This window comes from Pseudomonas bharatica (assembly GCF_048586865.1).
Classification (GTDB): Bacteria; Pseudomonadota; Gammaproteobacteria; order Pseudomonadales; family Pseudomonadaceae; genus Aquipseudomonas; species Aquipseudomonas bharatica.
Genome location: NZ_JBMAWR010000006.1, coordinates 122,085 through 145,664, shown reverse-complemented (window position 1 = coordinate 145,664; position 23,580 = coordinate 122,085). Strand labels below are relative to the sequence as shown.

The 23,580-nt window shown below is 64.6% G+C and carries 21 protein-coding genes; 8 read left to right on the top strand and 13 right to left on the bottom strand.

The window, feature by feature from the left end; all coding sequences use genetic code 11:
* Positions 1 to 188 precede the first annotated feature (188 nt).
* Positions 189 to 1,577: an L-cystine transporter gene (locus ACKLLE_RS09960; RefSeq protein WP_420057807.1), complete on the top strand. Its 1,389-nt coding sequence runs from the start codon at positions 189 to 191 to the stop codon at positions 1,575 to 1,577.
* A gap of 73 nt (positions 1,578 to 1,650) precedes the next feature.
* Here the strand turns inward: ACKLLE_RS09960 and ACKLLE_RS09955 are convergent, their stop codons facing one another.
* The gene (locus ACKLLE_RS09955) at positions 1,651 to 2,169 is read right to left on the bottom strand and encodes a dihydrofolate reductase (protein ID WP_420057806.1); all 519 of its coding nucleotides are present in this window, start codon (positions 2,167 to 2,169) and stop codon (positions 1,651 to 1,653) included.
* Positions 2,170 to 2,235: 66 nt separating this feature from the next.
* Here ACKLLE_RS09955 and ACKLLE_RS09950 point away from each other — a divergent pair, with 66 nt between their 5' ends.
* On the top strand, positions 2,236 to 3,615 hold the full coding sequence (locus ACKLLE_RS09950) for a DUF2868 domain-containing protein (RefSeq protein WP_064301147.1): 1,380 nt from the start codon (positions 2,236 to 2,238) through the stop codon (positions 3,613 to 3,615).
* The gene (locus ACKLLE_RS09945) at positions 3,608 to 4,972 is read left to right on the top strand and encodes a GTPase/DUF3482 domain-containing protein (protein WP_420057805.1); all 1,365 of its coding nucleotides are present in this window, start codon (positions 3,608 to 3,610) and stop codon (positions 4,970 to 4,972) included. Before ACKLLE_RS09950 ends, ACKLLE_RS09945 begins: the two co-directional genes overlap by 8 nt.
* Before the next feature lie 32 nt (positions 4,973 to 5,004).
* Here ACKLLE_RS09945 and ACKLLE_RS09940 read toward each other — a convergent pair whose 3' ends face one another.
* Complete coding sequence (locus ACKLLE_RS09940; protein ID WP_420057804.1) at positions 5,005 to 7,257, bottom strand: heavy metal translocating P-type ATPase; 2,253 nt, start codon at positions 7,255 to 7,257, stop codon at positions 5,005 to 5,007.
* A gap of 84 nt (positions 7,258 to 7,341) precedes the next feature.
* On the opposite strand from ACKLLE_RS09940, the gene cadR reads away from it, so the two are divergent.
* Positions 7,342 to 7,785, top strand: a complete 444-nt coding sequence (gene cadR, locus ACKLLE_RS09935) for a Cd(II)/Pb(II)-responsive transcriptional regulator (protein WP_420057802.1) — start codon at positions 7,342 to 7,344, stop codon at positions 7,783 to 7,785.
* Positions 7,786 to 7,947: 162 nt separating this feature from the next.
* Here the strand turns inward: cadR and ACKLLE_RS09930 are convergent, their stop codons facing one another.
* From ACKLLE_RS09930 to ACKLLE_RS09920, 3 genes are read right to left on the bottom strand one after another with little or no spacing between them, the layout of a single operon-like run.
* On the bottom strand, positions 7,948 to 8,919 hold the full coding sequence (locus tag ACKLLE_RS09930) for a thymidylate synthase (protein WP_420057800.1): 972 nt from the start codon (positions 8,917 to 8,919) through the stop codon (positions 7,948 to 7,950).
* Between the two features lie 49 nt (positions 8,920 to 8,968).
* Positions 8,969 to 9,778: a prolipoprotein diacylglyceryl transferase gene (gene lgt, locus ACKLLE_RS09925; protein WP_009396730.1), complete on the bottom strand. Its 810-nt coding sequence runs from the start codon at positions 9,776 to 9,778 to the stop codon at positions 8,969 to 8,971.
* Positions 9,779 to 9,792: 14 nt separating this feature from the next.
* The gene (locus ACKLLE_RS09920) at positions 9,793 to 10,575 is read right to left on the bottom strand and encodes a sulfite exporter TauE/SafE family protein (protein WP_420057798.1); all 783 of its coding nucleotides are present in this window, start codon (positions 10,573 to 10,575) and stop codon (positions 9,793 to 9,795) included.
* A gap of 133 nt (positions 10,576 to 10,708) precedes the next feature.
* Here ACKLLE_RS09920 and ACKLLE_RS09915 point away from each other — a divergent pair, with 133 nt between their 5' ends.
* The gene (locus tag ACKLLE_RS09915; RefSeq protein ID WP_420057797.1) at positions 10,709 to 11,452 is read left to right on the top strand and encodes an NRDE family protein; all 744 of its coding nucleotides are present in this window, start codon (positions 10,709 to 10,711) and stop codon (positions 11,450 to 11,452) included.
* 103 nt (positions 11,453 to 11,555) lie between these two features.
* Here ACKLLE_RS09915 and ptsP read toward each other — a convergent pair whose 3' ends face one another.
* Both ptsP and ACKLLE_RS09905 read right to left on the bottom strand, forming a co-directional pair.
* On the bottom strand, positions 11,556 to 13,820 hold the full coding sequence (ptsP, locus tag ACKLLE_RS09910; RefSeq protein WP_064301140.1) for a phosphoenolpyruvate--protein phosphotransferase: 2,265 nt from the start codon (positions 13,818 to 13,820) through the stop codon (positions 11,556 to 11,558).
* 22 nt (positions 13,821 to 13,842) lie between these two features.
* Positions 13,843 to 14,322 carry an RNA pyrophosphohydrolase gene (locus tag ACKLLE_RS09905; protein WP_009396722.1) on the bottom strand — a complete coding sequence of 160 codons (480 nt, stop codon included), beginning with the start codon at positions 14,320 to 14,322 and terminating at the stop codon, positions 13,843 to 13,845.
* A 143-nt stretch (positions 14,323 to 14,465) separates the two neighbouring features.
* Between ACKLLE_RS09905 and ACKLLE_RS09900 the strand changes: the two genes are divergently transcribed.
* Positions 14,466 to 15,122, top strand: a complete 657-nt coding sequence (locus ACKLLE_RS09900; protein WP_279900802.1) for a histidinol-phosphatase — start codon at positions 14,466 to 14,468, stop codon at positions 15,120 to 15,122.
* Positions 15,123 to 15,131: 9 nt separating this feature from the next.
* Here the strand turns inward: ACKLLE_RS09900 and ACKLLE_RS09895 are convergent, their stop codons facing one another.
* Complete coding sequence (locus ACKLLE_RS09895; RefSeq protein WP_420057795.1) at positions 15,132 to 15,560, bottom strand: DUF2269 family protein; 429 nt, start codon at positions 15,558 to 15,560, stop codon at positions 15,132 to 15,134.
* Positions 15,561 to 15,600: 40 nt separating this feature from the next.
* A complete protein-coding gene (gene ilvA, locus ACKLLE_RS09890) occupies positions 15,601 to 17,115 on the bottom strand; it encodes a threonine ammonia-lyase, biosynthetic (RefSeq protein ID WP_420057793.1) in 1,515 nt (504 codons plus the stop codon).
* Between the two features lie 131 nt (positions 17,116 to 17,246).
* On the opposite strand from ilvA, the gene rpiA reads away from it, so the two are divergent.
* Positions 17,247 to 17,918 (top strand): ribose-5-phosphate isomerase RpiA, encoded by a 672-nt coding sequence (gene rpiA / locus ACKLLE_RS09885; RefSeq protein ID WP_279900800.1) that lies wholly within the window; start codon positions 17,247 to 17,249, stop codon positions 17,916 to 17,918.
* Between the two features lie 105 nt (positions 17,919 to 18,023).
* Here rpiA and ACKLLE_RS09880 read toward each other — a convergent pair whose 3' ends face one another.
* From ACKLLE_RS09880 to ACKLLE_RS09865, 4 genes are all read right to left on the bottom strand, one after another.
* Complete coding sequence (locus tag ACKLLE_RS09880; protein ID WP_009396712.1) at positions 18,024 to 18,923, bottom strand: SdiA-regulated domain-containing protein; 900 nt, start codon at positions 18,921 to 18,923, stop codon at positions 18,024 to 18,026.
* 90 nt (positions 18,924 to 19,013) lie between these two features.
* A complete protein-coding gene (locus tag ACKLLE_RS09875; protein ID WP_420057791.1) occupies positions 19,014 to 19,952 on the bottom strand; it encodes an SdiA-regulated domain-containing protein in 939 nt (312 codons plus the stop codon).
* 144 nt (positions 19,953 to 20,096) lie between these two features.
* On the bottom strand, positions 20,097 to 20,762 hold the full coding sequence (locus tag ACKLLE_RS09870; RefSeq protein WP_009396708.1) for a fumarylacetoacetate hydrolase family protein: 666 nt from the start codon (positions 20,760 to 20,762) through the stop codon (positions 20,097 to 20,099).
* Between the two features lie 16 nt (positions 20,763 to 20,778).
* Complete coding sequence (locus ACKLLE_RS09865; RefSeq protein ID WP_064301134.1) at positions 20,779 to 22,176, bottom strand: FAD-binding oxidoreductase; 1,398 nt, start codon at positions 22,174 to 22,176, stop codon at positions 20,779 to 20,781.
* A 172-nt stretch (positions 22,177 to 22,348) separates the two neighbouring features.
* Between ACKLLE_RS09865 and serA the strand changes: the two genes are divergently transcribed.
* Positions 22,349 to 23,578: a phosphoglycerate dehydrogenase gene (gene serA, locus ACKLLE_RS09860; RefSeq protein ID WP_009396704.1), complete on the top strand. Its 1,230-nt coding sequence runs from the start codon at positions 22,349 to 22,351 to the stop codon at positions 23,576 to 23,578.
* The last annotated feature ends 2 nt before the right edge of the window (positions 23,579 to 23,580 follow it).

The following is a 23,580-nucleotide window of genomic DNA, read 5'->3' as shown; positions in this document are numbered from 1 at the left end:
CCGCTCTGGCAACGACGCCAACAACGCCTGCAAGCGGCAACCACTTGCTTGAAAACGACCCGCGTTTATTCCGGAAACGACGGTAGTCATTCCATATCGATATAAATTCGTTTGTTTTCATACTGTTAGCATTTTCGTTTCAGCAACCGCCCCTCCAGGCGGTTGCTTCGTTTTTGTCTGGAGCTTCGATGAATCTGCCGCTGTTTCTCAATCTGCTGGTGTTCCTGGCGCTGCTGCTGGGCCTGGCCAAACTCAACCCGGGCTGGAGCCTGGCGAAGAAGGTGCTGGCCGGGCTGGTGCTCGGCGTACTCTTCGGTCTTGCCCTGCACACGTTCTACGGCGCCGGCACCCCGGCCCTGAAGGCCACCATCGGCTGGCTGGACCTGGTCGGCATTGGCTATGTGCAACTGCTGCAAATGATCGTCATGCCGCTGATCTTCGTCTCGATCCTGTCCGCCGTGGCCCGCCTGCACAATGCCTCGACCCTGGGCCGGATCAGCGTGCTGACCATCGGCACCCTGCTGTTCACCACGGCCATCGCCGCGTTGATCGGCATCGTCCTGACCAACCTGTTCGGCCTCAGCGCCGAAGGCCTGGTGGCCGGTACCCAGGAAAGCGCACGCCTGGCGACGATCCAGAGCGATTACGCGGGCAAGGTCGCCGACCTGAACATCCCGCAATTGCTGCTCTCGTTCCTGCCGAGCAATCCCGTGGGCGACCTGGCCCGGGCCAGGCCGACCTCGATCATTGGCGTGGTGATCTTCGCCGCCTTCCTCGGCATCGCCGCCCTGCAACTGCTCAAGGACGACGTAGAAAAGGGCAACCGTGCCCTGGCCGCCATCGACACCCTGCAAGCCTGGGTCACCCGCCTGGTACGCCTGGTGATGAAGCTCACGCCGTACGGAGTGCTGGCGCTGATGGCCAAGGTGGTGGCCAGTTCCAACCTCGACGACATCATCAAGCTGGGCAGCTTCGTGGTGGTGTCCTACCTCGGCCTGGCGCTGATGTTCGGCGTGCATGGCGTGCTGCTGGGGCTGGCGGGGATCAATCCGCTGCGCTTCCTGCGCAAGGTCTGGCCGGTACTGACCTTCGCCTTCACCAGCCGCTCCAGTGCCGCCAGCATTCCGCTGAGCATCGAAGCGCAAACCCGGCGTCTCGGTGTGCCGCAGGCGATTGCCAGCTTTGCCGCCTCGTTCGGCGCGACCATTGGCCAGAACGGCTGTGCCGGCCTGTATCCGGCGATGCTCGCGGTAATGGTCGCGCCAGCGGTGGGGATCGATCCGCTGGATCCGCTATGGATCGCTACGTTGGTGGCGGTGGTGACCCTGAGTTCGGCCGGCGTGGCCGGGGTCGGCGGTGGTGCGACCTTCGCCGCGCTGATCGTGCTGCCGGCGATGGGCTTGCCGGTGGAACTGGTGGCCCTGCTGATTTCGGTGGAACCCCTGATCGACATGGGGCGGACGGCGCTGAATGTCAGCGGCTCGATGACCGCCGGGACCATTACCAGCCAGATCCTGGGGCAGACCGACAAGGCTGTTTTGGCTGGGGATGAGCAGGTGCAGCTGAGTCATTCATAGGCCTTTTGGGCCCTATCGCTGGCAAGCCAGCTCCCACAGGTTCCGTGGGAGCTGGCTTGCCAGCGATGAGGCCTCAGACCTGTTCCCAAACCTCGAAGTGATAGGCCGGCTTCCCTTCCTCAACCGGTCCTTGCTGGCTCGATACCTTCTTCCAGACGCGCTCGTCCACCTCGGGGAACCACGCATCCCCTTCAGGATGCATTTCCACCCGGGTCAGGTACAGGCGATCCACCAGGCCCTTCTCCAGCCCCTGCGCATACAACTGCGCGCCGCCGATGAGCATCAGTTCGTCGACGCCCTGCTCGCGCGCCCATTGATCGGCGCGAACGATGGCATCTTCCAGCGAAGCGAACACTTCGGCGCCTTCCAGTTGCAGCCCCGGCTGGCGGCTGACCACCAGGTTCAGGCGGCCCGGCAGCGGCCGGCCCAGCGAGTCCCAGGTCTTGCGCCCCATGATGATCGGCTTGCCCAGGGTGGTGGCCTTGAAATACTTGAAGTCCCCCGGCAGGTGCCAGGGCATGCGGTTGTCGAGGCCAATGACGCGGTTCTCGGCGAGCGCCACGATCAGGCTGAGGGGGAGTGGTGTTTTCATGGCGGCGAGGATAGCAAAGGATGCCTGGGTTATGCTTCCCCGGTGAATGGTTCAAGGAAGCTGTACGTGACTGGACTGACCGATCTGGACAAACGCTGGCTGACCGAAGCAGTGCGCCTGCGTGAAGAACATACCGGCCCCCTCGACGACCAGGAAGCCAACCGTCGCGCCCGCCAGCAAGGCGGCGACCTGGCGCAGCGGATCGAGACCCGCGCCCTGTGGCTGGCCGAACGCGATGGCCTGCGCCAGGCGCTGGAACATTACAGGCGCGGCGCGCGCCTGGCCTTGCTGGCGCTGCTGGTGCTGGCGGTGGTCAGCGGTAGCGGGCTGGCCTTCGCCGCGCTGGGCGACGGGCAGCGCCCGGTCAATGTGTTCTGGGCCCTGGGCAGCCTGCTCGGGCTGAACCTGCTGTTGCTGCTGGGCTGGGCTGGCGGTTTTTTCCTGGCCGGCGACCAGGGCGCGAGCCTCGGCCGCCTGTGGCTGTGGCTAAGCGAGAAACTCGCCCGCGACGCCAAGGCCGCCCATCTCGCCCCTGCCTTGCTGGTGCTGCTGCAGCGCCAGCGCCTGACCCGCTGGCTGCTCGGCGCGCTGGTTCATGGCCTGTGGCTGCTGGCGCTGTGCAGCGCGCTGGTGTTGATGCTGATGTTGCTGTCGACACGCCGCTACGGCTTCGTCTGGGAAACCACCCTGCTCCAGCCCGATACCTTCGTCAGCCTGACCCAGGCCCTGGGCGCCGTGCCTTCGCTGCTCGGCTTCGCGACGCCGGACGTGGCGATGATCCGCGCCAGTGGCGACAGCCTCCCCGCCCTCGACCCCAGCCGCCAGGCCTGGGCCGGCTGGTTGCTGGGGGTGCTGGTGGTCTACGGCATCCTGCCGCGGCTGGTGCTCGCCGCGCTGTGCCAGTGGCGCTGGCGCCAGGGGCGCGCCCGGCTGGCGCCAGACCTCAAGCTGCCCGGCTACAGCAGCCTGCGCGAAGCGCTGATGCCGAGCAGCGAGCGCCTCGGCATCAATGACGCCGCCCCCGAGCAGTTGCCGCAGATCCGCCTTGACCAGGACGATGTCCGCCATGAGGGCGCGCTGATCGTCGGCCTCGAACTGGACGACCAGCGCCCCTGGCCGCCCGCCCTGCCCGCCTCGGTCACCGACGCCGGGGTACTCGACAGCCGCGAGTCCCGCCGCCGCCTGCTGGAACAGATGAGCCATTTCCCGCCCGCCCGCCTGGCCGTCGCCTGCGACCCGCAACGCTCGCCGGATCGCGGCAGCCTGGCGCTGCTCGCCGAGCTGGCGCGCAGCGCGGCGGCAACGCGGATCTGGCTGCTGCTGCCCCCGCCGGGCCAGCAACTGGATGCCGAACGCCTGGGCGACTGGCACCAGGCGCTGGACCGGCTGGGCCTGGCCTACGCCGATACCCCACCGCTGCACTGGCTGGAGCATGGTCATGACTGAGGCCCTGAAACTCGCCGTGGTTGGCCATACCAATGTCGGCAAGACGTCGCTGCTGCGCACCCTGACCCGGGACGTCGGCTTCGGCGAGGTGTCCCATCGTCCCAGCACCACCCGCCATGTCGAAGGGGCGCGGTTGTCGGTGGATGGCCAGCCGCTGCTGGAACTCTACGACACCCCCGGTCTTGAAGATGCCATCGCCTTGCTCGACTACCTGGAACGCCTGGAGCGCCCGGGCGAACGTCTGGATGGTCCGGCACGCCTGGAGCGCTTCCTGCACAGCAGCGAGGCACGCCAGCGCTTCGAGCAGGAAGCCAAGGTGGTGCGCCAATTGATGGCCAGCGATGCCGGACTCTACGTGATCGACGCTCGCGAACCGGTGCTGGCCAAGTACCGCGACGAGCTGGAAGTCCTCGCCGGCTGTGGCAAGCCGCTGCTGCCGGTGCTCAATTTCGTCGCCAGCAGCCAGCACCGCGAGCCCGACTGGCGCGAAGCCCTGGCCCGCCTCGGCCTGCATGCGCTGGTGCGCTTCGACAGCGTGGCGCCGCCCGAAGACGGTGAACGACGGCTGTACGAAAGCCTTGCCCTGATGCTGGAGAACGCCCGCCCGGCCTTGCAGCGGCTGATCGACGACCAGCAGGCGCAACGACAGGTGCGCCTGCACAGCGGCAAGCGCCTCATCGCCGAACTGTTGATGGACTGCGCGGCTGCCCGGCGTAGCGTGGAAGCGAAACCCGAAGCGGAGGCCGCCGCGATCGAGGCCCTGCGCAACGCCATCCGCCAGCGCGAGCAGCGCTGTGTCGAGGCGCTGCTCAAGCTCTACGGGTTTCGTCGCGATGACGCCAATGCCGGCGACCTGCCGCTGCTGGATGGACGCTGGGGCGATGACCTGTTCAATCCGGAAACCCTCAGGCTGCTGGGTATACGCCTGGGCGGCGGGGCCATGGCCGGGGCGGCAGCCGGCGCCGGGATCGATCTGGCGGTGGGCGGCCTGACCCTTGGCGTCGCCGCACTGGCCGGGGCGATTGCCGGTGGCGCGCTGGGCACGGCACGCAGCTACGGCGCGCGCCTGCTCGGCAAATTGAAGGGCCAGCAGGAATTGACGGTGGATGATGCGGTGCTGCGCTTGTTGGCACTGCGCCAGCGCCAGTTGTTGCAGGCGCTGGACAGCCGGGGGCATGCGGCGATGAACCGGATCAATCTGGAAACCCCGCCCGACCAGACGTGGCGCGAGGGCAAGCTGCCGGCGGCATTGGCCAAGGCACGGGCCCATCCGCAATGGTCTTCATTGAATCCGGGAGCCAGGCTGAGCCAGGCGGAGAGACTGGAGCAAATCGAGGGGCTGGTACTGAAAATCTAGATAACCCGGCGCCCCTCATCGTCGTATCCGTCCTACTTCCTCAGCAGGCGCAGCCCGTTGAAGACCACCAGCAGGCTGACGCCCATGTCGGCGAAGACCGCCATCCACATGGTGGCCATACCGGCAAAGGTGATGGCCAGGAAGATCGCCTTGATACCCAGGGCCAGGACGATGTTCTGCACCAGGATCGCCGCGCTTTGCCGCGAGAGCCGCACGAAAGCCGGGATTTTCCGCAAATCGTCGTCCATCAGGGCGACATCCGCAGTCTCGATGGCGGTGTCGGTGCCGGCCGCCGCCATGGCGAAGCCGATCTCGGCGCGGGCCAGGGCCGGGGCGTCGTTGATGCCGTCGCCGACCATGCCGACCCGGTGGCCCTTGGCATACAGGTCCTCGATGGCCGCCAGTTTGTCCGCTGGCAGCAAGTTGCCACGGGCCTCATCGATGCCCACCTGGGCGGCGATGGCGTCGGCGGTATGCGGGTTGTCGCCGGTGAGCATGACAGTGCGAATGCCCAGCTCGTGCAGTTCGGCGATGGCTTCGCGGCTGGTCTGCTTGACCGTGTCGGCCACGGCGAACAGGGCCAGCGGGCCGGAACCGTCGAGCAGCAGGACGACGGTCTTGCCCTGACGTTCGAGCACATCCAGCCTGGCCTCCAGCTCTGGCGAGCACAGGCCCAGCTCTTCCACCAGACGGTGGTTGCCGAGGTGGTAGAGCACACCCTCCACCTGACCGCTGACACCACGACCCGTCAGGGCCTGGAAGTCGCTTACCTCGTCACGGGCCAGACCGTCTTCCTCGCCCTTGCGGGCAATGGCCATGGACACCGGGTGGTCGGAGCGGCCGGCGAGGCTGGCGGCGATGCGCTGGGCACGCGTGGCGTACAGCGGGTCGAGCACCTCGGCATCGGTCTGCACCGGCTTGCCGTGGGTCAGGGTGCCGGTCTTGTCGAGGGCGATGAAGTCCAGCTTGCGCCCGCCTTCCAGATACACGCCGCCCTTGATCAGGATGCCCTTGCGTGCCGCAGCGGCGAGGCCGCTGACGATGGTCACCGGGGTCGAGATCACCAGGGCGCAGGGGCAGGCGACCACCAGCAGGACCAGGGCGCGGTAGATCCAGTCGAACCAGGCGCCGGCCATGAACAGCGGCGGGATCACGGCCACGGCCAGGGCGAAGGCGAAGACCGCCGGGGTGTAGATCCGCGAAAACCGATCGACGAAGCGCTGGGTCGGCGCTCGTGCGCCCTGGGCTTCCTCGACTGCACGGATGATCCGCGCCAGGGTCGACTCACCGGCGGCGGCGGTCACCCGGAACTCCAGGGCGCCGGACTGGTTGATGGTACCGGCGAACACCTTGTCGCCCGGGCCTTTTTCCACCGGCAGGCTTTCCCCGGTAATCGGCGCCTGGTCGATGCTCGACTGGCCGCTGAGCACCTCGCCATCCAGCCCGACCCGCTCGCCTGGACGCAGGCGTACCAGGGCGCCGAGCGGCACCTTGGCGACTTCCATCTCCAGCCACTGGCCGTCGGCTTGCTGCACCGTGGCCATGTCCGGGCTCAACTGCATCAGGCCGCCGATGGCGTTGCGCGCGCGGTCCAGCGACCGGGCCTCGATCACCTCGGCGAGTGTGAACAGCACCATCACCATGGCCGCTTCCGGCCACTGCCCGATCAGCACGGCGCCGGTCACGGCGATGCTCATCAGCGCGTTGATATTGAGGTTGCGGTTCTTCAGGGCGATCCAGCCCTTCTTGTAGGTGCCCAGGCCGCAGCCAAGGATCGCCGCCAGGGCCAGGGCGGCCACCACCCACTCCGGCGCAGCAGCGGTGAAATGCACGATTTCCGCAGCCAGCGCGGCGACGCCGGACAGCGCCAGCGGCCACCAGGATTTCTTCACCGGGGCCGGCCTGGCTTCGGCGGAATCATCGGTCAGCGGCTCGGCCAGCATGCCCAGCGAGGCGATCGCCTGCTCGATGCCCCGGGTGTCGCCGTGGGTGTGGCGAACGCCGAGGATGCGATTGATCAGGTTGAATTCCAGTTGCTCGACGCCGTCCAGCCTGCCGAGCTTGTCCTGGATCAGGGTCTGTTCCGTCGGGCAGTCCATGGCCTCGATGCGGAAGCGGCTGAGCCGGGCGTCGGCGCTGGCCTTTTCGCGCAGTTGCACCAGGGCCGGCGCTTCGCTGCCGGAGCAGCAGGAATGCGCGGCCGGCTTCGGCGCGCAGCAACCCGAGGGCTTATGGCCATGATCGTGGTGCTTGTGGGAATGATCGTGAGTGACAGGCTGGTTCATAAGGGTTCACCGGAAAGGTCCTGTTGCCAAGTGAACACCCTGTAGCCACTATAGGGTCAAGCACACCTATCGAGGTATTTGCAGATGAAGATCGGCGAACTGGCCAAGGCCACCGATTGCGCGGTAGAGACAATCCGCTACTACGAGCGGGAGAACCTGTTGGCGGAGCCGGCGCGCAGCGAGGGCAACTATCGGGTGTACACCCAGGCGCATGTCGAGCGCCTGACCTTCATCCGCAACTGCCGGACGCTGGACATGACGCTGGAAGAAATCCGCAGCCTGCTGAAGCTCAAGGACAGCCCGCAGGACCAATGCGGCAGCGTCAATGCGCTGATCGACGAGCACATCGAGCACGTGCAGGCCAGGATCGACGGGCTGGTCGCGCTGCAGGAGCAACTGGTGGAACTGCGCAGGCGCTGCAACGCCGAAGGCGAACACTGCGCGATCCTGGAGAGGCTGGAGGTGAACGGGGCGGTTTCAGTGCCGGAGGCGGAGCATTCGCATATCGGCAGGAGCCATGGCCATTAAGCCACGCCGCAACCTCTGTGGGAGCGGCTGTTAGCCGCGATTGGGCGCGAAGCGGCCATAAAACCTGCGCCCTCGGTGTGTCAGGCAGACCTGGCACTCAGGTTTTACGACGGCTTCGCCGCCGATCGCGGCTAACAGCCGCTCCTACAGGGTTTTGCGTTTTTAGACAGCCATCGGCGCCGTCATCGGCGCGTGGTGCTCATACCCTTCCAGGCTGAAATCGCTCGGCTCGATCTTTTCCAGCCATTCCGGCTCGTACCTGCCAGTCTTGGCGAACTCCGGCACCCGGTCCGAAATCACCAGCTTCGGCGCTTCCAGCGGCTCGCGCCGGAGTTGCTCGTTGAGCATGTCCAGGTGGTTTTCATACACATGGGCATCACCGATGAAATAGGTGAACCAGCGCGGCGTGTAGCCGGTCAGGCGGCCGATCAGCGATAGCAGCGCCGCACCTTCGGTGAGGTTGAACGGCGTGCCCAGGCCCAGGTCGTTGGAGCGGATGTAGAGCGTCAGGGAGATCTCTTTGGTCTGCGTGTTGGGGTGGAACTGATACAGCAGATGGCAAGGCGGCAGGGCCATTTCGTCCAGCTGCGCGCAGTTCCAGCCGTGGAACAGGATGCGCCGGCTGTTGGGGTCGTTGACGATGGTGTCGACGCACTGGCGGATCTGGTCGATGGCCTTGTACAGCACGACGAAGGCTTCGCCGTTTTCCTCGGACTCGGCGATCTTCACGAAACCGTTCTTCTGCGCCAGCTCGATGGCCGCCGGGTTAGCCAGGGGGATACGCTTGTAGGCCGGCCATTGGCGCCACTGCACGCCGTAGATCTCGCCGAGGTCGTCATGCCCCTGGCGGAACGGGTTGGCCAGCCACTGGGCGTTTTCATTGGCATTCTGGTCCCAGACCTTGCAGCCCAGCTCGCGAAACTCGGCGGCATTCCTGACGCCACGGAGGAAGCCGACCATCTCGCCGATGGCCGACTTGAACGCCAGCTTGCGCGTGGTGATGGCGGGAAAGCCCTTCTGCAGGTCGAAACGCAGCATGGCCCCCGGCAGGGCGATGGTGCGCACGCCGGTGCGGTTTTCCTGCAGGGTGCCGTTCTCGATGACGTCGCGGACCAGGTCCAGATACTGTTTCATAGCGTTCCTGTAACTAGGACGGCAGGGGGATCGCCCCTGCCGTGGAAAATCAGACCGCGGGTTTTACCGACGGGTTGCGATTATAGGCCCACCAGATCAGGGCGAGGCCGCCGATGATCATCGGTACGCAGAGAATCTGACCCATGGTCAGCCAGCCCCAGGCCAGGTAGCCGAGCTGGGCGTCCGGAACGCGGACGAACTCGACGATGAAGCGGAAGATCCCGTAGAACAGGGCGAACATGCCCGATACCGCCATGGTTGGCCGCGGTTTGCGCGAGTACAGCCAGAGGATCAGGAACAGCGCCACGCCCTCCAGGGCGAACTGGTACAGCTGCGAGGGATGCCGCGGCAGTTGCGCCGGGTCGCTGAACGGCGGGAAGACCATGGCCCACGGCACGTCGGTAGCCTTGCCCCACAGTTCGGCGTTGATGAAGTTGCCGATCCGCCCGGCACCCAGGCCGATCGGTACCATCGGCGCGACGAAGTCCATCAGTTCGAAGAAGGTCTTGTTGTTGCGCTTGCCGAACCACAGCGCCGCCAGCATCACGCCGATGAAGCCGCCGTGGAACGACATGCCGCCCTTCCACACTTCGAAGATCAGGGTCGGGTTGGCCAGGTAGGCGCTCAGGTCGTAGAACAGCACGTAGCCGAGCCGTCCGCCGACGATGACGCCCATCGACAGCCAGAACACCAGGTCGGAGAGCTTTTCCTTGGTCCAGGTGGGGTCGAAGCGCTTGAGCCGGCGCGAGGCCAGCAGCCAGGCACCACCGATACCGACCAGGTACATCAGGCCATACCAATGGATTTTCAGCGGCCCGATGGCCAATGCCACGGGATCGATCTGCGGGTAAGGCAGCATGGTGACTCCTCTCGTTAAAGCAAAAAGCTCAGGCCGACGCAGAACAGCAATGCGGCGAACAGGCGTTTGAGCAGGCGCGGCGACAGTTTGTGCGCCAGGCGCGCGCCGAAGCGGGCAAAAAACATGCTGGTCACGGCAATGCCGATCATTGCCGGCAGGTACACGAAGCCCAGGCTATGGGGCGGCAGATGCTCTTCGTGCCAACCCAGCAGCATGAAGCTCAGGGCGCTGACCAGGGCAATCGGCAGGCCGCAGGCCGACGAAGTCGCCACCGCCTGCTGCATCGGCAGGCTGCGCCAGGTCAGGAACGGCACCGTCAGCGAGCCGCCACCGATGCCGAAGATCGCCGAAGCCCAGCCGACCACGCTGCCGGCCAGGGTCAATCCGGCCTTGCCGGGCACGCTGCGGCTGGCCTTGGGCCTGAGGTCCAGGGCCATCTGCACGGCAACCACCAGGGCGAACACGCCGATGATCTTCTGCAGGTGCGGGCCCTGGATCAGCGAGGCCGTCTTGGAGCCGATGACGGCGCCGATCAGGATGCCCAGGGTCATCCAGGCGAAGATCGGCCATTGCACCGCCCCCTTGCGATGGTGCTCGCTGATGGCATTGATCGAGGTAAAGACGATGGTCGCCAGCGACGTGCCGACGGCCAGGTGGGTCAGTACCGAAGCATCGAAGCCTTGCAGGGTGAAGCTGAAGACCAGCACCGGCACGATGATGATGCCGCCACCGACGCCGAACAGCCCGGCCAGCACGCCTGCGCAGGCTCCCAGCAGCAGGTAGAGCACGAATTCCATTGTCGCTCCCGGAAAATTCAGTCCGGCATGGTAACGGAAGCCGGGCACTTGCCTCCACTACAGGCAGATGAAGACCTTGTCAGGACGGTCTGAGGTAGAGTGAGGCACCACCGACAAGACAATGGGACACACGATGTGCCTGATCGTTTTCGCCTGGCGGCCGGGACATGCCCGGCCGCTGATCGTCGCGGCCAACCGTGACGAGTTCTACGCCCGCCCGACCCAGGCCCTGGCCTCGTGGGACGAGGCCCCCGGCGTGCATGCCGGGCGTGACCTGGAAGCCGGCGGGACCTGGTTGGGCGTGGGGCCGCAGGGTCGGTTCGCGGCGCTGACCAATATCCGTGACCCGGGGCAAGCCTTGGGCGCCCGGTCGCGGGGCGAACTGGTGGCGGGCTATTTGCGCGGGGAACTGTCGGTCGAGGCTTATCTGGACAAGGTGGCCGGCGAGGCCCGGCTTTATTCCGGTTTCAACCTGCTGGTGGGGAATGCCGGGCAATTGGGGTATCTGCATGCCGGGGATACGCCGAGGATGCTGGAGGCCGGGGTGTACGGGCTATCCAACGCCGCCCTGGATACGCCGTGGCCGAAGCTGGTCAAGGCGCGGGAGGCGCTGCGGGAGCGGCTGGATGATCCACAGCCGGAAGAGCTGTTCGAACTGCTGGGGGATGCCTGGCCGGCGGCGGACGCGGAGCTTCCCAGCACCGGGGTGGGCCTGGCGACCGAGCGGCTGCTGTCCAGTGTGTTCATTGCCAGCCAGAACTATGGGACCCGGGCGAGTACGGTGCTGGTAGTTGAAGCGGATGGGCGGCGCCGGCTGGTGGAGAGGAGTTTCGGGCCGTTCGGGGGGCATCTGGGAGAGGTCCACTTGAAGCTTTAGCAGGGACCTTGTGGGAGCGGGTTCACCCGCGATTGCAGTAGTGGATTCACTATAGTAATCGCGGGTGAACCCGCTCCCACAGGGGCTGTGGTGATCAGCACAATCAGTGCGGATTGATCATCCGCGACAGGCCCAGGTTCTTCAGGGCCAGGTGCAAGGTGCTGTGGATAACCTGCGGGTTGTCGATCTCCATGACCTGCGCGAGCATTTCCTTCGATTTGCCCATGCTGATCTGGCGCAGCATCCATTTCACCTTCGGCAGGTTGGTGGCGTTCATCGACAGGCTGTCGAAGCCCATCGCCATCAGCAATACCGCAGCCGCCGGGTCACCGGCCATTTCACCACAGATGCTCACCGGCTTGCCTTCGGCATGGGCCGCCGTGACCACATGCTGCAGGGCCTGGAGCACCGCCGGGTGCAGGTAGTCGTAGAGGTCGGCGACGCGCGGGTTGTTGCGGTCCACCGCCAGCAGGTACTGGGTCAGGTCGTTCGAACCGACCGAGAGGAAGTCCACCTGGCGCGCCAGTTCGCGGGTCTGGTACACGGCCGCGGGGATTTCCACCATGACGCCCACCGGCGGCATCGGCACGTCGGTGCCCTCGTCGCGCACCTCGCCCCAGGCACGGTGGATCAGGTGCAGGGCTTCCTCGAGCTCGTGGATGCCGGAGATCATCGGCAGCAGGATGCGCAGGTTGTTCAGGCCTTCGCTGGCCTTGAGCATGGCGCGGGTCTGGACCAGGAAGATCTCCGGGTGGTCGAGGGTAACGCGGATGCCGCGCCAGCCAAGGAAGGGGTTGTCTTCCTTGATCGGGAAATAGGACAGCGCCTTGTCGCCCCCGATGTCCAGGCTGCGCATGGTCACCGGCAACGGATGGAAAGCGGCCAGTTGCTCACGGTAGATGGCCAGTTGTTCCTTTTCGCTGGGGAACCGCTGGTTGATCATGAACGGCACTTCGGTGCGGTACAGGCCGACGCCCTCGGCGCCACGCTGCTGCGCCCGGGCCACGTCGGCGAGCAGGCCGGTGTTGACCCACAGCGGCATGCGGTGGCCGTCGGTGGTTTCGCACGGCAGTTCGCGCAGGGCATCAAGGCCCTGGGCCAGCTGGCGCTCCTCCTCGACCACATCGGCGTACTGCTTGCGCAGCACATCGCTGGGGTTGGTATAGACGTCGCCCTTGTAGCCATCGACGATCATCTGGATGCCGTCGACCTTGGAATACGGCAGGTCGACCAGGCCCATCACCGTGGGAATGCCCATGGCCCGGGCGAGGATCGCCACATGGGAGTTGCCCGAACCCAATACGGACACCAGGCCCACCAGCTTGCCTTCCGGCACTTCGCCGAGCATGGCCGGGGTCAGTTCTTCGCTGACCAGGATGGTGTTGTCCGGGTAGACCAGCGACAGCTGTCGGGCCTCCTGGAGGTAGGCCAGCAGGCGCCGGCCAAGGTCCTTGACGTCCGAGGCACGCTCGCGCAGGTAGGCGTCGTCCATCAGTTCGAAGCGGTTGACGTGCTCGCCGACCACCTGGCGCAGGGCGCCCTGGGCCCATTGACCGGTCTTGATGACCTCGACCACCTCGCCGCCCAGGGCCGCGTCGTCGAGCATCATCAGGTAGACATCGAACAACGCCCGCTCTTCGGGGCGAAGCTGGGTCGCCAGCTTGGCCGAGAGGGTGCGCATGTCGCTGCGCACGCCTTCGAGGGCGTTGTTGAAAAGCTTGAGTTCAGCGTCGATGTCGGTGACGGTCTTGTCCGGCACCACATCCAGGTCGGCTGGCGGCAGCATGACCACCGCAGTACCCACCGCGGCTCCCGGCGAACCCGGCACGCCGACGAACTTGGCTTCCTGGATACCCTTGCCCTGGCGGCCCAGGCCGCGGATCGAACCAGTGGCCTCGGCGTGGGCGATAACCCCGGCGAGCTGCGCGCTCATGGTGACGAGGAAGGCTTCTTCGCCTTCGTCGAACTGGCGCCGCTCCTTTTGCTGGATGACCAGCACCCCGACCACGCGACGGTGGTGGATGATCGGCGCACCCAGGAAGGAGGCGAACCGCTCCTCGCCGGTCTCGGCGAAGTAGCGGTAGCGCGGGTGGTCGGCGGCGTTTTCCAGGTTCAGCGGTTCTTCCCGGGTACCGACCAGGCCGACCAGGCCCTCGTTCGGCGCCATGCTGACCTTGCCGATGGAGCGCTTGTTCAGGCCCTCGGTGGCCATCAGGACGAAACGGTTGGTTTCCGGGTCGAGCAGGTAGACCGAGCAGACCTGGCTGCCCATGGCCTCTTTGACGCGCAAGACGATGATCCCCAACGCCGTCTTGAGATCCTTGGCGGAGTTAACTTCCTGGACGATCTTGCGCAGCGTATTGAGCATGGCTCGGGGTCGAACTCCGTCGTCAGTCGCGCGCCAGAAGGCGCGGGGCAAGCTCTTTGAGCGCGCGGCGGTACACTTCGCGCTTGAATGTCACTACCTGGCCCAGCGGATACCAATAGCTGACCCAGCGCCAGCCATCGAACTCCGGTTTGCCGGTGAGATCCATCCGCACCCGCTGCTCGTTGGAAACCAGCCGCAGCAGGAACCACTTCTGTTTCTGGCCGATGCACAGCGGTTGGCTGTGGGTGCGGACCAGACGTTGGGGTAAACGATAACGCAACCAGCCACGGGTGCAGGCAAGTATTTCCACGTCCTGACGCTCGAGACCTACTTCTTCATTCAACTCGCGGTACAGAGCATCTTCCGGTGTTTCATCGGGGTTGATTCCCCCTTGTGGAAACTGCCAGGCATCCTGGTTGATTCGCCGGGCCCATAGCACCTGTCCAAGATCATTCGTGAGAATGATCCCGACATTGGGGCGAAAACCATCGGGGTCGATCACGGCAGCAACCTCGCAAACGCATGTCGCCGCATTGTTCCACAAAGCCAGCAAGCCCAGCAACGCGCCCGCCATACCTTATGTGCAGCGTTGTGAAAAGTCCGTATTCTGTGGGACTTTTCAGATGTTATGCGAGTGACTCTTCGATGCGCCTGGCTTTATTCGATCTGGACAATACCCTTCTCGGCGGCGACAGCGACCACGCCTGGGGCGACTACCTGTGCGCCCGCGGCATTCTCGATCCGGTCGAGTACCAGAACCGCAACGACGCCTTCTACCAGGATTACCTGGCCGGCAAGCTGGACCTGCAGGCCTACCTGAACTTCAGCCTGGAGATCCTGGCCACCACCGAGATGGCCCAGCTCGACGAATGGCATGGCGACTTCATGCGCGACTGCGTCGAACCGATCATCCTGCCCAAGGCCCTGGCCCTGCTGAAGAAACACCGCGACGCTGGCGACAAGCTGGTCATCATCACCGCCACCAACCGCTTCATCACCGGGCCGATCGCCAAGCGCCTGGAGGTGGAAACCCTGCTCGCCACCGAATGCGAGCTGGTCGACGGCCGCTACACCGGACGCAGCATCGACGTGCCGTGCTTCCGCGAAGGCAAGGTGACCCGCCTGAAGCGCTGGCTGGAAGAGAACGGGCTGACACTCGAAGGCAGCTACTTCTATAGCGACTCGATGAACGACTTGCCGCTGCTGGAACAGGTGGACAATCCGGTGGCGGTCGATCCCGACCCGAACCTGCGGGCCGAGGCCGAAAAACGCGGCTGGCCGGTGATCAGCCTGCGCGATTAAGCCAGGACGTCAGACCGGCTTGGCGCCCATCAAGCCGGCGATGGCGATGAAACAGATGCCGCTGAACAACGCCAGGGCCAGGGTGAACCGGGGTTTGCCCGCGTCCGGTGCGCTACGCAGGTGATTGATCCGGGCCAGCAGCCAGAACCAGGCCAGCGCGCCGAAGGTATACAGCAGGCTCGAACCCAGCACCCAGGTCTGCCCCAGCGGCCAGCCCACCAGGTGGACCAGCCACCAGCCGGTAAACGGCAGGCTCACCAGGCCGATGCCCATCGACAGCCAGAGAAAACCCTGCGGCCGCGCCAGCAGCCGCCCGCTCACTGCCGCATCCCCCGTACGCCGGGCTCTCCAGGTCCAGACCGCCAGCCCCAGTGCGCTGCCAAGCAGCAGCACGGTAGCCAGCACATGAGCGGTTTTCAGCGCGGTCAGCGGTTCCATGGGGACGATTTCCTCGGGGCGTTGCTCAAAGCGTAGCCGCTTAGCCGAGGAACAGCCGGTACGCCGGGTTGTCGGTTTCGTCCCAGTACGGGTAGCCGATCTTCGCCAGCGCCGCCGGCACCAGGTGGCGCTCGTCTTCCGGCACTTGCAGGCCGGCGACCACGCGGCCGTCCGCCGCGCCATGGTTGCGGTAGTGGAACATCGAGATATTCCAGCGCCCGCCCAGCTTGTTGAGGAAGTTGAACAGCGCGCCCGGACGCTCGGGGAACTCGAAGCGCAGGACCATTTCGTCGCTGACCCCGACCGCGTGACCGCCGACCATATGGCGGATATGCAGCTTGGCCAGCTCGTTGTCGGTCAGGTCGGTGACCGGGAAGCCCTTCTCCGTGAGTTGCTGGATCAGTGCGCTGCGCGGATCGTTGTCCGGGTGGGTCTGTACGCCGACGAAAATGTGCGCTTCGCTGCCGGAGTGGTAGCGGTAGTTGAATTCGGTGATCTGGCGCTTGCCGATCGCCTCGCAGAACGCCTTGAAGCTACCCGGCTGCTCGGGAATGGTCACCGCGATGATCGCCTCGCGGCCCTCGCCCAGTTCGGCGCGTTCGGCGACATGGCGCAGGCGGTCGAAGTTGACGTTGGCGCCGGAGTCGATGGCCACCAGGGTCTGGCCGGCCAGGCCGTGCTGCTCCACGTACTTCTTGATCCCGGCAACGCCCAGGGCGCCGGCCGGCTCGGTGATCGAGCGGGTATCGTCGTAGATATCCTTGATGGCTGCGCAGATCTCATCGGTATTGACGGTAATCACTTCATCGACGTGTTCCTTGCAGATGTCGAAGGTGTGCTGGCCGATCTGCGCCACCGCCACGCCATCGGCGAACAGCCCGACCTGCGGCAGGATCACGCGCTCGCCGGCGGCCATGGCGGCCTGCAGGCAGTTGGAGTCGTCCGGTTCGACGCCGATGATCCTGATCTCGGGGCGCAGGTACTTGACGTAGGCGGCGATGCCGGCGATCAGCCCGCCGCCACCGACCGGCACGAAGATCGCGTCCAGGCGGCCCGGGTGCTGACGCAGGATTTCCATGGCCACGGTGCCCTGGCCGGCGATGGTGTGCGGATCGTCGTAGGGGTGGACATAGACGAAGCCCTTTTCCTCGACCAGTTTCAGCGAATAGGCCAGCGCCTCGGGGAACGAATCGCCATGCAGCACCACCTTGCCGCCGCGGGAGCGCACACCTTCGACCTTGATTTCCGGGGTGGTGCGCGGCATGACGATGGTCGCCTTGACCCCCATTTCCCGCGCTGCCAGGGCCAGGCCCTGGGCATGATTGCCGGCCGAGGCGGTGACCACGCCGCGCGCGCGCTCATGCTCGCTCAACTGCGCCAGCTTGTTGTAGGCGCCGCGGATCTTGAAGGAAAACACCGGCTGCAGGTCTTCGCGCTTGAGCAGGATCTGGTTGCCCAGGCGCTTGCTGAGCTGGCCGGCAGCCTGCAGAGGGGTTTCCACGGCGACGTCATAGACGCGCGAGGTGAGGATCTTCTTGACGTACTGTTCGAGCATCGGGAAAGCATCACGGGCGGCTGGACGGGGGATCGGAGTCTACCGCAGCGCCTTGTCGGGCGACCACAGCAAACACGGGGTTTTAGCCGCTATAATGCCCGGCTTCACGATACTCCCGCTTCGGAGCCCGCATGACCCAGGACCAACTCAAACAGGCCGTCGCCCAGGCCGCTGTCGATTTCATCCTGCCGCACCTGGATGCCAAAAGCATCATCGGTGTCGGCACCGGCTCGACGGCCAACTGCTTCATCGACGCCCTGGCCCGGCACAAGACCGCCTTCGACGGCGCCGTGGCCAGCTCCGAGGCCACTGCCGCACGCCTGAAGGGCCATGGCATCCCGGTCTACGAGCTGAACACCGTGAGCGAGCTGGAGTTCTACATCGACGGGGCCGACGAGAGCGACGAGCACCTCAACCTGATCAAGGGCGGTGGCGCAGCCCTGACCCGCGAGAAGATCGTCGCGGCAGTGGCGAAAACCTTCATCTGCATCGCCGACGCCAGCAAGCTGGTGCCGGTGCTGGGTGCCTTCCCGCTTCCGGTCGAGGTCATCCCGATGGCCCGCAGCCATGTGGCGCGCCAGCTGGTGAAACTGGGCGGCGACCCGGTGTACCGCGAGGGCGTGGTGACCGACAACGGCAATATCATCCTCGACGTGCACAACCTGCAGATCACCAATCCGGTGGAGCTGGAAAGCCAGATCAATGCGATCGTCGGCGTGGTCACCAACGGCCTGTTCGCGGCCCGTCCGGCAGACCTGCTGCTGCTGGGCACCAGTGAAGGCGTGAAGACCCTCAAGGCCTGACGGGGCGACGCGATCCCCTGTGGGAGCGGGTTCACCCGCGATTACGATAGTGGATTCACCGACGCAATCGCGGGTGAACCCGCTCCCACAGGGCTCGGTGTTGCTCTACCGATCTGCCTTCCTGAACACATAGAACAGGTTCGGCTCACTCACCAGGTACAGCGTTCCGTCCCCATCCATGGCGATCCCCTCCGCCTGCGGCACGCTCTGCTTCAAGCCCTGGAACCCCTTGCGCAGTGACAGACTGCCCACCGGCCGCCCTTGCACATCCAGTTCCAGCACCAGCTTGGACTCATCCGACAAGGCCAGCAGATGCCCGCTGCGCTCGTCGAACTGCAGGCTCGACAGATCCCGCACGAACAACCGCGAATCCCGCTTGCGGTCCTGCACCACATGCACGGCGTACGGCTGTTGCGGGTTGCCATGAGGGAAACCATGCACCTCATAGATCAGCATCGGGTCGCGCTCCTTGGCGACGAACAGGCGCTTGCCCTGCTGGTCCCAGGCCAGCCCTTCGAAGCCCTTGTTGCCGTTGAGGCCGATACCCAGGGTCAGTTGCTCGGCATCCTTGGCATCGAGGAACGGCGTGTCATCCGTCAGCCGCACCCGGATCAGACGCTGCTGACGCTCGTCGGTGATCACATAGCTGTCACGCCCGACATACTCCACCGCCTCCGGATCACCAAACCCAGTCAACGCCACCCGACGCAGAACCCGGCCTTCGAGCGACAGCTCGATCAGTTCGGGGTTGGTGTTGGTCACGGTAAACAGGCTTTTGCGGTCGGGGTCGTAGGTCAGGGCCGACAGATCGTCCGACAGGCCTTCGATGGGACGGGCCTCGATCACCACGCGATAACGGTCGAGGCCGATGCTCTGGCCGGACGGCTGCATCCAGGTCTTCAGGTTGAACCAGCCACGCTCGTACAGCCGATAGTGCTGCCCGGCATAGGCCAGGACGGCCAACAAGGCAACGAGGAACACAAGGAGAGGAATACGCAGGCGCATCGGCAAGACTCAGGCAGGAAACGGAACGGCCTGAATCTCACCATAGCCAGCTGAAATGAAGCTTAATGCCACTATCGGAAAAATCTTCCGTCATTGCTTGTGGAAGCGATAGAACAGGTTCGGCTCACTGACCATGTACAGGGTGCCCGTTTCATCCATGGCCACGCCTTCGGCCCGTGGAATGCGGTTCTTCAGGCCATTGAAACCGCCAAGCAGGGTCATGAAGCTGACCTGCTCGCCCTGTTTGTCCAGTTCGAGCAGCATGTTGGAGTCTGCCGACAGTACCAGCAGATGGCCCGTACGCGAGTCCACGCCAAGGCCCGACAGATTGCGCAGGTCCAGGTCGTCGTTGGCCAGTTCCTGCTTGGTCCCGGCCAGGTCCGAACGACCATCGGTACGCCAGCTGAACAGCTTGGGCGGACGCTCTTCACCGAGGATCAGCCGCTGTTGCGCCGGATCCCAGGCGATACCCTCGAAACCCTTGTTCTGGTTAGCCGAAGGGCCAAGGTCGTAGTGCGGGAAGTCCTTGATATTCAGCTCGCTGGTGGCGTCGTCGAGGCTGACCAGCGTCAGGCTGTGCTGGCGCTCGTCGGTAATGGCCAGGCGACCATCGGCCAGCACCGCGACGCCCTCGGGATTGGACCAGCCATGCAGCGGGATCTTGCGCAGTACGTCGCCGTCGAGGTTGAGCTCGACCAGGAAGGGGTTCTTGCCCATGACCGCGAACAGGGTCTTGCGCCCGGGATGGTAGGACAGGTCGGAGGCCTCATCGTCCTCCATGCCTGGCAGCACCTTGGCATCGATATCCACCTGGTAGTCAGGCAACCAGACACTGGCCTTTTGGGTAACCTGGTTCTGGAAGCGCTCCTGCAGCCACAGCATGCCGCGGTCGTCCCAATGCATCGCAATGGCCACGCCGTAGCCGATCACGGCGGCCGTCACCAGCCAGGTGGACCAGCGCAGGGCGATGGGGCGCTTGCGCGCGGGCGACAAGGGGTCGCCTGAAGAGCCGGAAGTCAGGGTGGCCATCGGAGAAATTCCTGTTGTTGTGTCCGGCTGACGCAAGCAGCCGCAAGACCGGGTGGGAATTATCCAGATGATTTGTGAAAAAAACGGGAAAACCGACGAATGAATGGACAAATGGGGCAGCCATTGCGGCTGCCCCATTCTGGGTCAGAGCACCTTGCCTTCGAAACGGCTGGCGCCTGGCAGCTCCAGTACCAGCTCATCGCCCGGGTTCAGCGGGCCGACGCCTACCGGGGTGCCGGTGAGGATCACATCGCCAGCCTGCAGGGAAAACTGCGATGCCATGTGCTGGATCATCGGCACGATCGGGTTGAGCATCAGCGCACTGTTGCCGTCCTGGCGCACTTCGCCGTTGATGGTCAGGCGGATACCGATATCGGCGAGGTCTTCGAAGGTGCTGCCAACCACGAACGGCGGCAGGACACAGGCACCATCGAAGCACTTGGCGCGTTCCCAGGGCAGGCCCTTGTCCTTCAATTGCGACTGCAGGTCACGCAGGGTCAGGTCCAGGGCCGGGGCGAAGCCGGAGATCGCGTCCAGCACTTCTTCCTCGGAGGGCTTCGGCGACAGGGACTTGCCCAGCAGCACGGCGATTTCCGCCTCGTAATGCACCGAGCCACGCTCGACCGGAATGGCGAAACCACCTTCCAGGGGCACCACGCAACTGCCCGGCTTGATGAACAGCAGCGGCTCGGTGGGGATCGGGTTGTCCAGTTCCTTGGCATGTTCGGCGTAGTTGCGCCCGATGCATACCACTTTACCCAGCGGGAAGTGGATGCGCGTTCCGTCTACATATTGGTGCTGATAGCTCATTTCCGGCTCCTGTGGGTCATTCGGGGGCGAAGATCTTGCCCGGGTTCATGATCCCGTTGGGATCGAACACCGCCTTGACTGCCTTCATGTAGTCGATTTCCGCCGCCGAGCGGCTGTAGGCGAGGTAGTCGCGCTTGGTCATGCCGACACCATGCTCGGCGGAAATCGATCCGTTGTACTTCTCGACGACTTCGAACACCTGCTTGTTGACCACCGCGCATTTGGCGAAGAACTCGTCCTTGCTCATGTCGTCGGGCTTGAGGATGTTCAAATGCAGGTTGCCATCACCGATGTGGCCGTACCAGACCACGATGAAATCCGGGTAGCTTGCGTTGACGATCACGTCGATATCCCGCAGGAACGCCGGGACCTTGGCCACGGTGACGGAGATATCGTTCTTGTACGGGGTCCAGTGCGAGATGGTTTCCGACAGGTATTCGCGCAGCTTCCATAGATTGCGCAACTGCTGCTCGCTCTGGCTCATCACCCCGTCCAGCACCCAGCCCTGCTCGACGCAGTGTTCGAACAGCGCCAGGGCGTCGTTGCCGACATCCTCGGTGGTGGCCTCGAACTCCAGCAAGGCATAGAAAGGACATTCGGTGGCGAACGGCGCCGGTACATCGCCACGATCGAGGATCTTGGCCAGGCCCTTGTCGGAGAAAAACTCGAACGCCGTCAGGTCCAGCTTGCTCTGAAAGGCGTGCAACACCGGCATGATCGAGTCGAAATCCGGGGTGCCGAGGACCATCGCGGTCAGGTTCTTCGGCGCGCGATCCAGGCGCATGGTCGCTTCGACCACGAAGCCCAGGGTGCCTTCGGCGCCGATGAACAACTGGCGCAGATCGTAGCCGGTGGCGTTCTTGATCAGGTCCTTGTTCAGTTCCAGCAGGTCGCCCTTGCCGGTGACCACCTTGAGCCCGGCAACCCAGTTGCGGGTCATGCCGTAGCGAATGACCTTGATTCCGCCGGCATTGGTGCCAATGTTGCCGCCAATCTGGCTGGACCCCGACGAGGCGAAATCCACCGGGTAATACAGCCCCTGTTCCTCGGCGAAGGCCTGCAATTGCGCGGTAACCACTCCAGGCTGGCAGACCACGGTGCGGTCGAAGGCATTGAAGTCGAGGATGCGGTTCATAGAGTCGAAGGACACCACCACCTCGCCATTGGCCGCGACGGCGGCGGCGGACAGGCCCGTGCGTCCGCCCGAGGGCACCAGGGCGATCCTGTGCCGGTTGGCCCAGAGGACGATGGCCTGTACCTGCTCGACGGTTTTGGGAAAGACGATGGCCGATGGCGCGGGCGGGAAGTGCTTGGTCCAGTCCTTGCCATACGCTTCCAGGGAAGGGGCATCGGTCAGGACCTTGCCGGGCTCGACAAGGGACGTCAGTTCAGCAAGCAGAACGGGATCGATCATGATGGAACTCTCGAACTATTCATGGTCACCCTGAGCACACTTCACGTGCCGGGGATGGTCTGAGCGCGGCGCCGGTATGCTAGCATACGCCCCCCGCTGATCGTGCTTCCCCGCCGATTCTGCGACAGCTTCACTTCCCAGCCATTTTTCTCCGGGACACAGGTTTACGCAGATGAGCAAGACTTCTCTCGATAAGAGCAAGATCAAGTTCCTTCTTCTCGAAGGGGTCCACCAGAACGCCGTGGACGTCCTCAAGGCCGCCGGGTACACCAACATCGAGTACCTCACCGGTTCCCTGCCGGAAGCCGATCTGAAGGAAAAGATCGCCGATGCCCACTTCATCGGTATCCGCTCCCGCACTCAACTGACCGAAGAGATCTTCGACTGCGCCAAGAAACTGGTTGCCGTCGGCTGCTTCTGCATCGGCACCAACCAGGTCGACCTGGACGCAGCCCGCGAGCGCGGCATCGCCGTGTTCAACGCGCCGTACTCCAACACCCGCTCCGTTGCCGAGCTGGTGCTGGCCGAGGCCATCCTGCTGCTGCGCGGCATCCCCGAGAAAAATGCGTCCTGCCACCGTGGCGGCTGGATCAAGAGCGCGGCCAACTCCTTCGAGATCCGCGGCAAGAAGCTGGGCATCGTCGGCTACGGCTCGATCGGTACCCAACTGTCGGTCCTGGCCGAAAGCCTGGGCATGCAGGTGTTCTTCTTCGATCCGCTGACCAAGCTGCCGCTGGGCAACGCCACCCAGGTCACCAGCCTGCACGAACTGCTGGGCCTGGCCGATATCGTCTCGCTGCACGTGCCTGAGCTGCCATCCACCCAGTGGATGATCGGCGAGAAGGAAATCCGTGCAATGAAGAAGGGCTCGATCCTGATCAACGCCGCCCGCGGTACCGTGGTCCAGCTGGAACACCTGGCTGCCGCGATCAAGGACAAGCACCTGATCGGCGCCGCCATCGACGTGTTCCCGGTCGAGCCGCGCTCCAACGATGAAGAGTTCGAAAGCCCGCTGCGCGGCCTGGACAACGTGATCCTGACCCCGCACATCGGCGGCTCCACCGCCGAAGCCCAGGCCAACATCGGCCTGGAAGTGGCGGAGAAGCTGGTCAAGTACAGCGACAACGGTACCTCGGTGTCGTCGGTCAACTTCCCGGAAGTCGCCCTGCCGGCCCACCCGGGCAAGCACCGCCTGCTGCACATCCACGAAAACATCCCGGGCGTGCTCAGCGAGATCAACAAGGTCTTCGCCGAGAACGGCATCAACATCTCCGGTCAGTTCCTGCAGACCAACGAGAAAGTGGGTTACGTGGTAATCGACGTGGACGCCGAGTACTCGGACCTGGCTCAAGAGAAACTGCAACAGGTCAAGGGCACCATCCGTTCCCGCGTTCTGTTCTGAGT

Bases quoted from the DNA above. Each gene is read 5' to 3' on its own strand.
- ACKLLE_RS09960 (WP_420057807.1), top strand. From the start codon at position 189: ATGAATCTGCCGCTGTTTCTCAATCTGCTGGTGTTCCTGGCGCTGCTG.
- ACKLLE_RS09955 (WP_420057806.1), bottom strand. From the start codon at position 2,169: ATGAAAACACCACTCCCCCTCAGCCTGATCGTGGCGCTCGCCGAGAAC.
- ACKLLE_RS09945 (WP_420057805.1), top strand. From the start codon at position 3,608: ATGACTGAGGCCCTGAAACTCGCCGTGGTTGGCCATACCAATGTCGGC.
- ACKLLE_RS09940 (WP_420057804.1), bottom strand. From the start codon at position 7,257: ATGAACCAGCCTGTCACTCACGATCATTCCCACAAGCACCACGATCAT.
- cadR (WP_420057802.1), top strand. From the start codon at position 7,342: ATGAAGATCGGCGAACTGGCCAAGGCCACCGATTGCGCGGTAGAGACA.
- ACKLLE_RS09930 (WP_420057800.1), bottom strand. From the start codon at position 8,919: ATGAAACAGTATCTGGACCTGGTCCGCGACGTCATCGAGAACGGCACC.
- lgt (WP_009396730.1), bottom strand. From the start codon at position 9,778: ATGCTGCCTTACCCGCAGATCGATCCCGTGGCATTGGCCATCGGGCCG.
- ACKLLE_RS09920 (WP_420057798.1), bottom strand. From the start codon at position 10,575: ATGGAATTCGTGCTCTACCTGCTGCTGGGAGCCTGCGCAGGCGTGCTG.
- ACKLLE_RS09915 (WP_420057797.1), top strand. From the start codon at position 10,709: ATGTGCCTGATCGTTTTCGCCTGGCGGCCGGGACATGCCCGGCCGCTG.
- ptsP (WP_064301140.1), bottom strand. From the start codon at position 13,820: ATGCTCAATACGCTGCGCAAGATCGTCCAGGAAGTTAACTCCGCCAAG.
- ACKLLE_RS09900 (WP_279900802.1), top strand. From the start codon at position 14,466: ATGCGCCTGGCTTTATTCGATCTGGACAATACCCTTCTCGGCGGCGAC.
- ACKLLE_RS09895 (WP_420057795.1), bottom strand. From the start codon at position 15,560: ATGGAACCGCTGACCGCGCTGAAAACCGCTCATGTGCTGGCTACCGTG.
- ilvA (WP_420057793.1), bottom strand. From the start codon at position 17,115: ATGCTCGAACAGTACGTCAAGAAGATCCTCACCTCGCGCGTCTATGAC.
- rpiA (WP_279900800.1), top strand. From the start codon at position 17,247: ATGACCCAGGACCAACTCAAACAGGCCGTCGCCCAGGCCGCTGTCGAT.
- ACKLLE_RS09880 (WP_009396712.1), bottom strand. From the start codon at position 18,923: ATGCGCCTGCGTATTCCTCTCCTTGTGTTCCTCGTTGCCTTGTTGGCC.
- ACKLLE_RS09875 (WP_420057791.1), bottom strand. From the start codon at position 19,952: ATGGCCACCCTGACTTCCGGCTCTTCAGGCGACCCCTTGTCGCCCGCG.
- ACKLLE_RS09870 (WP_009396708.1), bottom strand. From the start codon at position 20,762: ATGAGCTATCAGCACCAATATGTAGACGGAACGCGCATCCACTTCCCG.
- ACKLLE_RS09865 (WP_064301134.1), bottom strand. From the start codon at position 22,176: ATGATCGATCCCGTTCTGCTTGCTGAACTGACGTCCCTTGTCGAGCCC.
- serA (WP_009396704.1), top strand. From the start codon at position 22,349: ATGAGCAAGACTTCTCTCGATAAGAGCAAGATCAAGTTCCTTCTTCTC.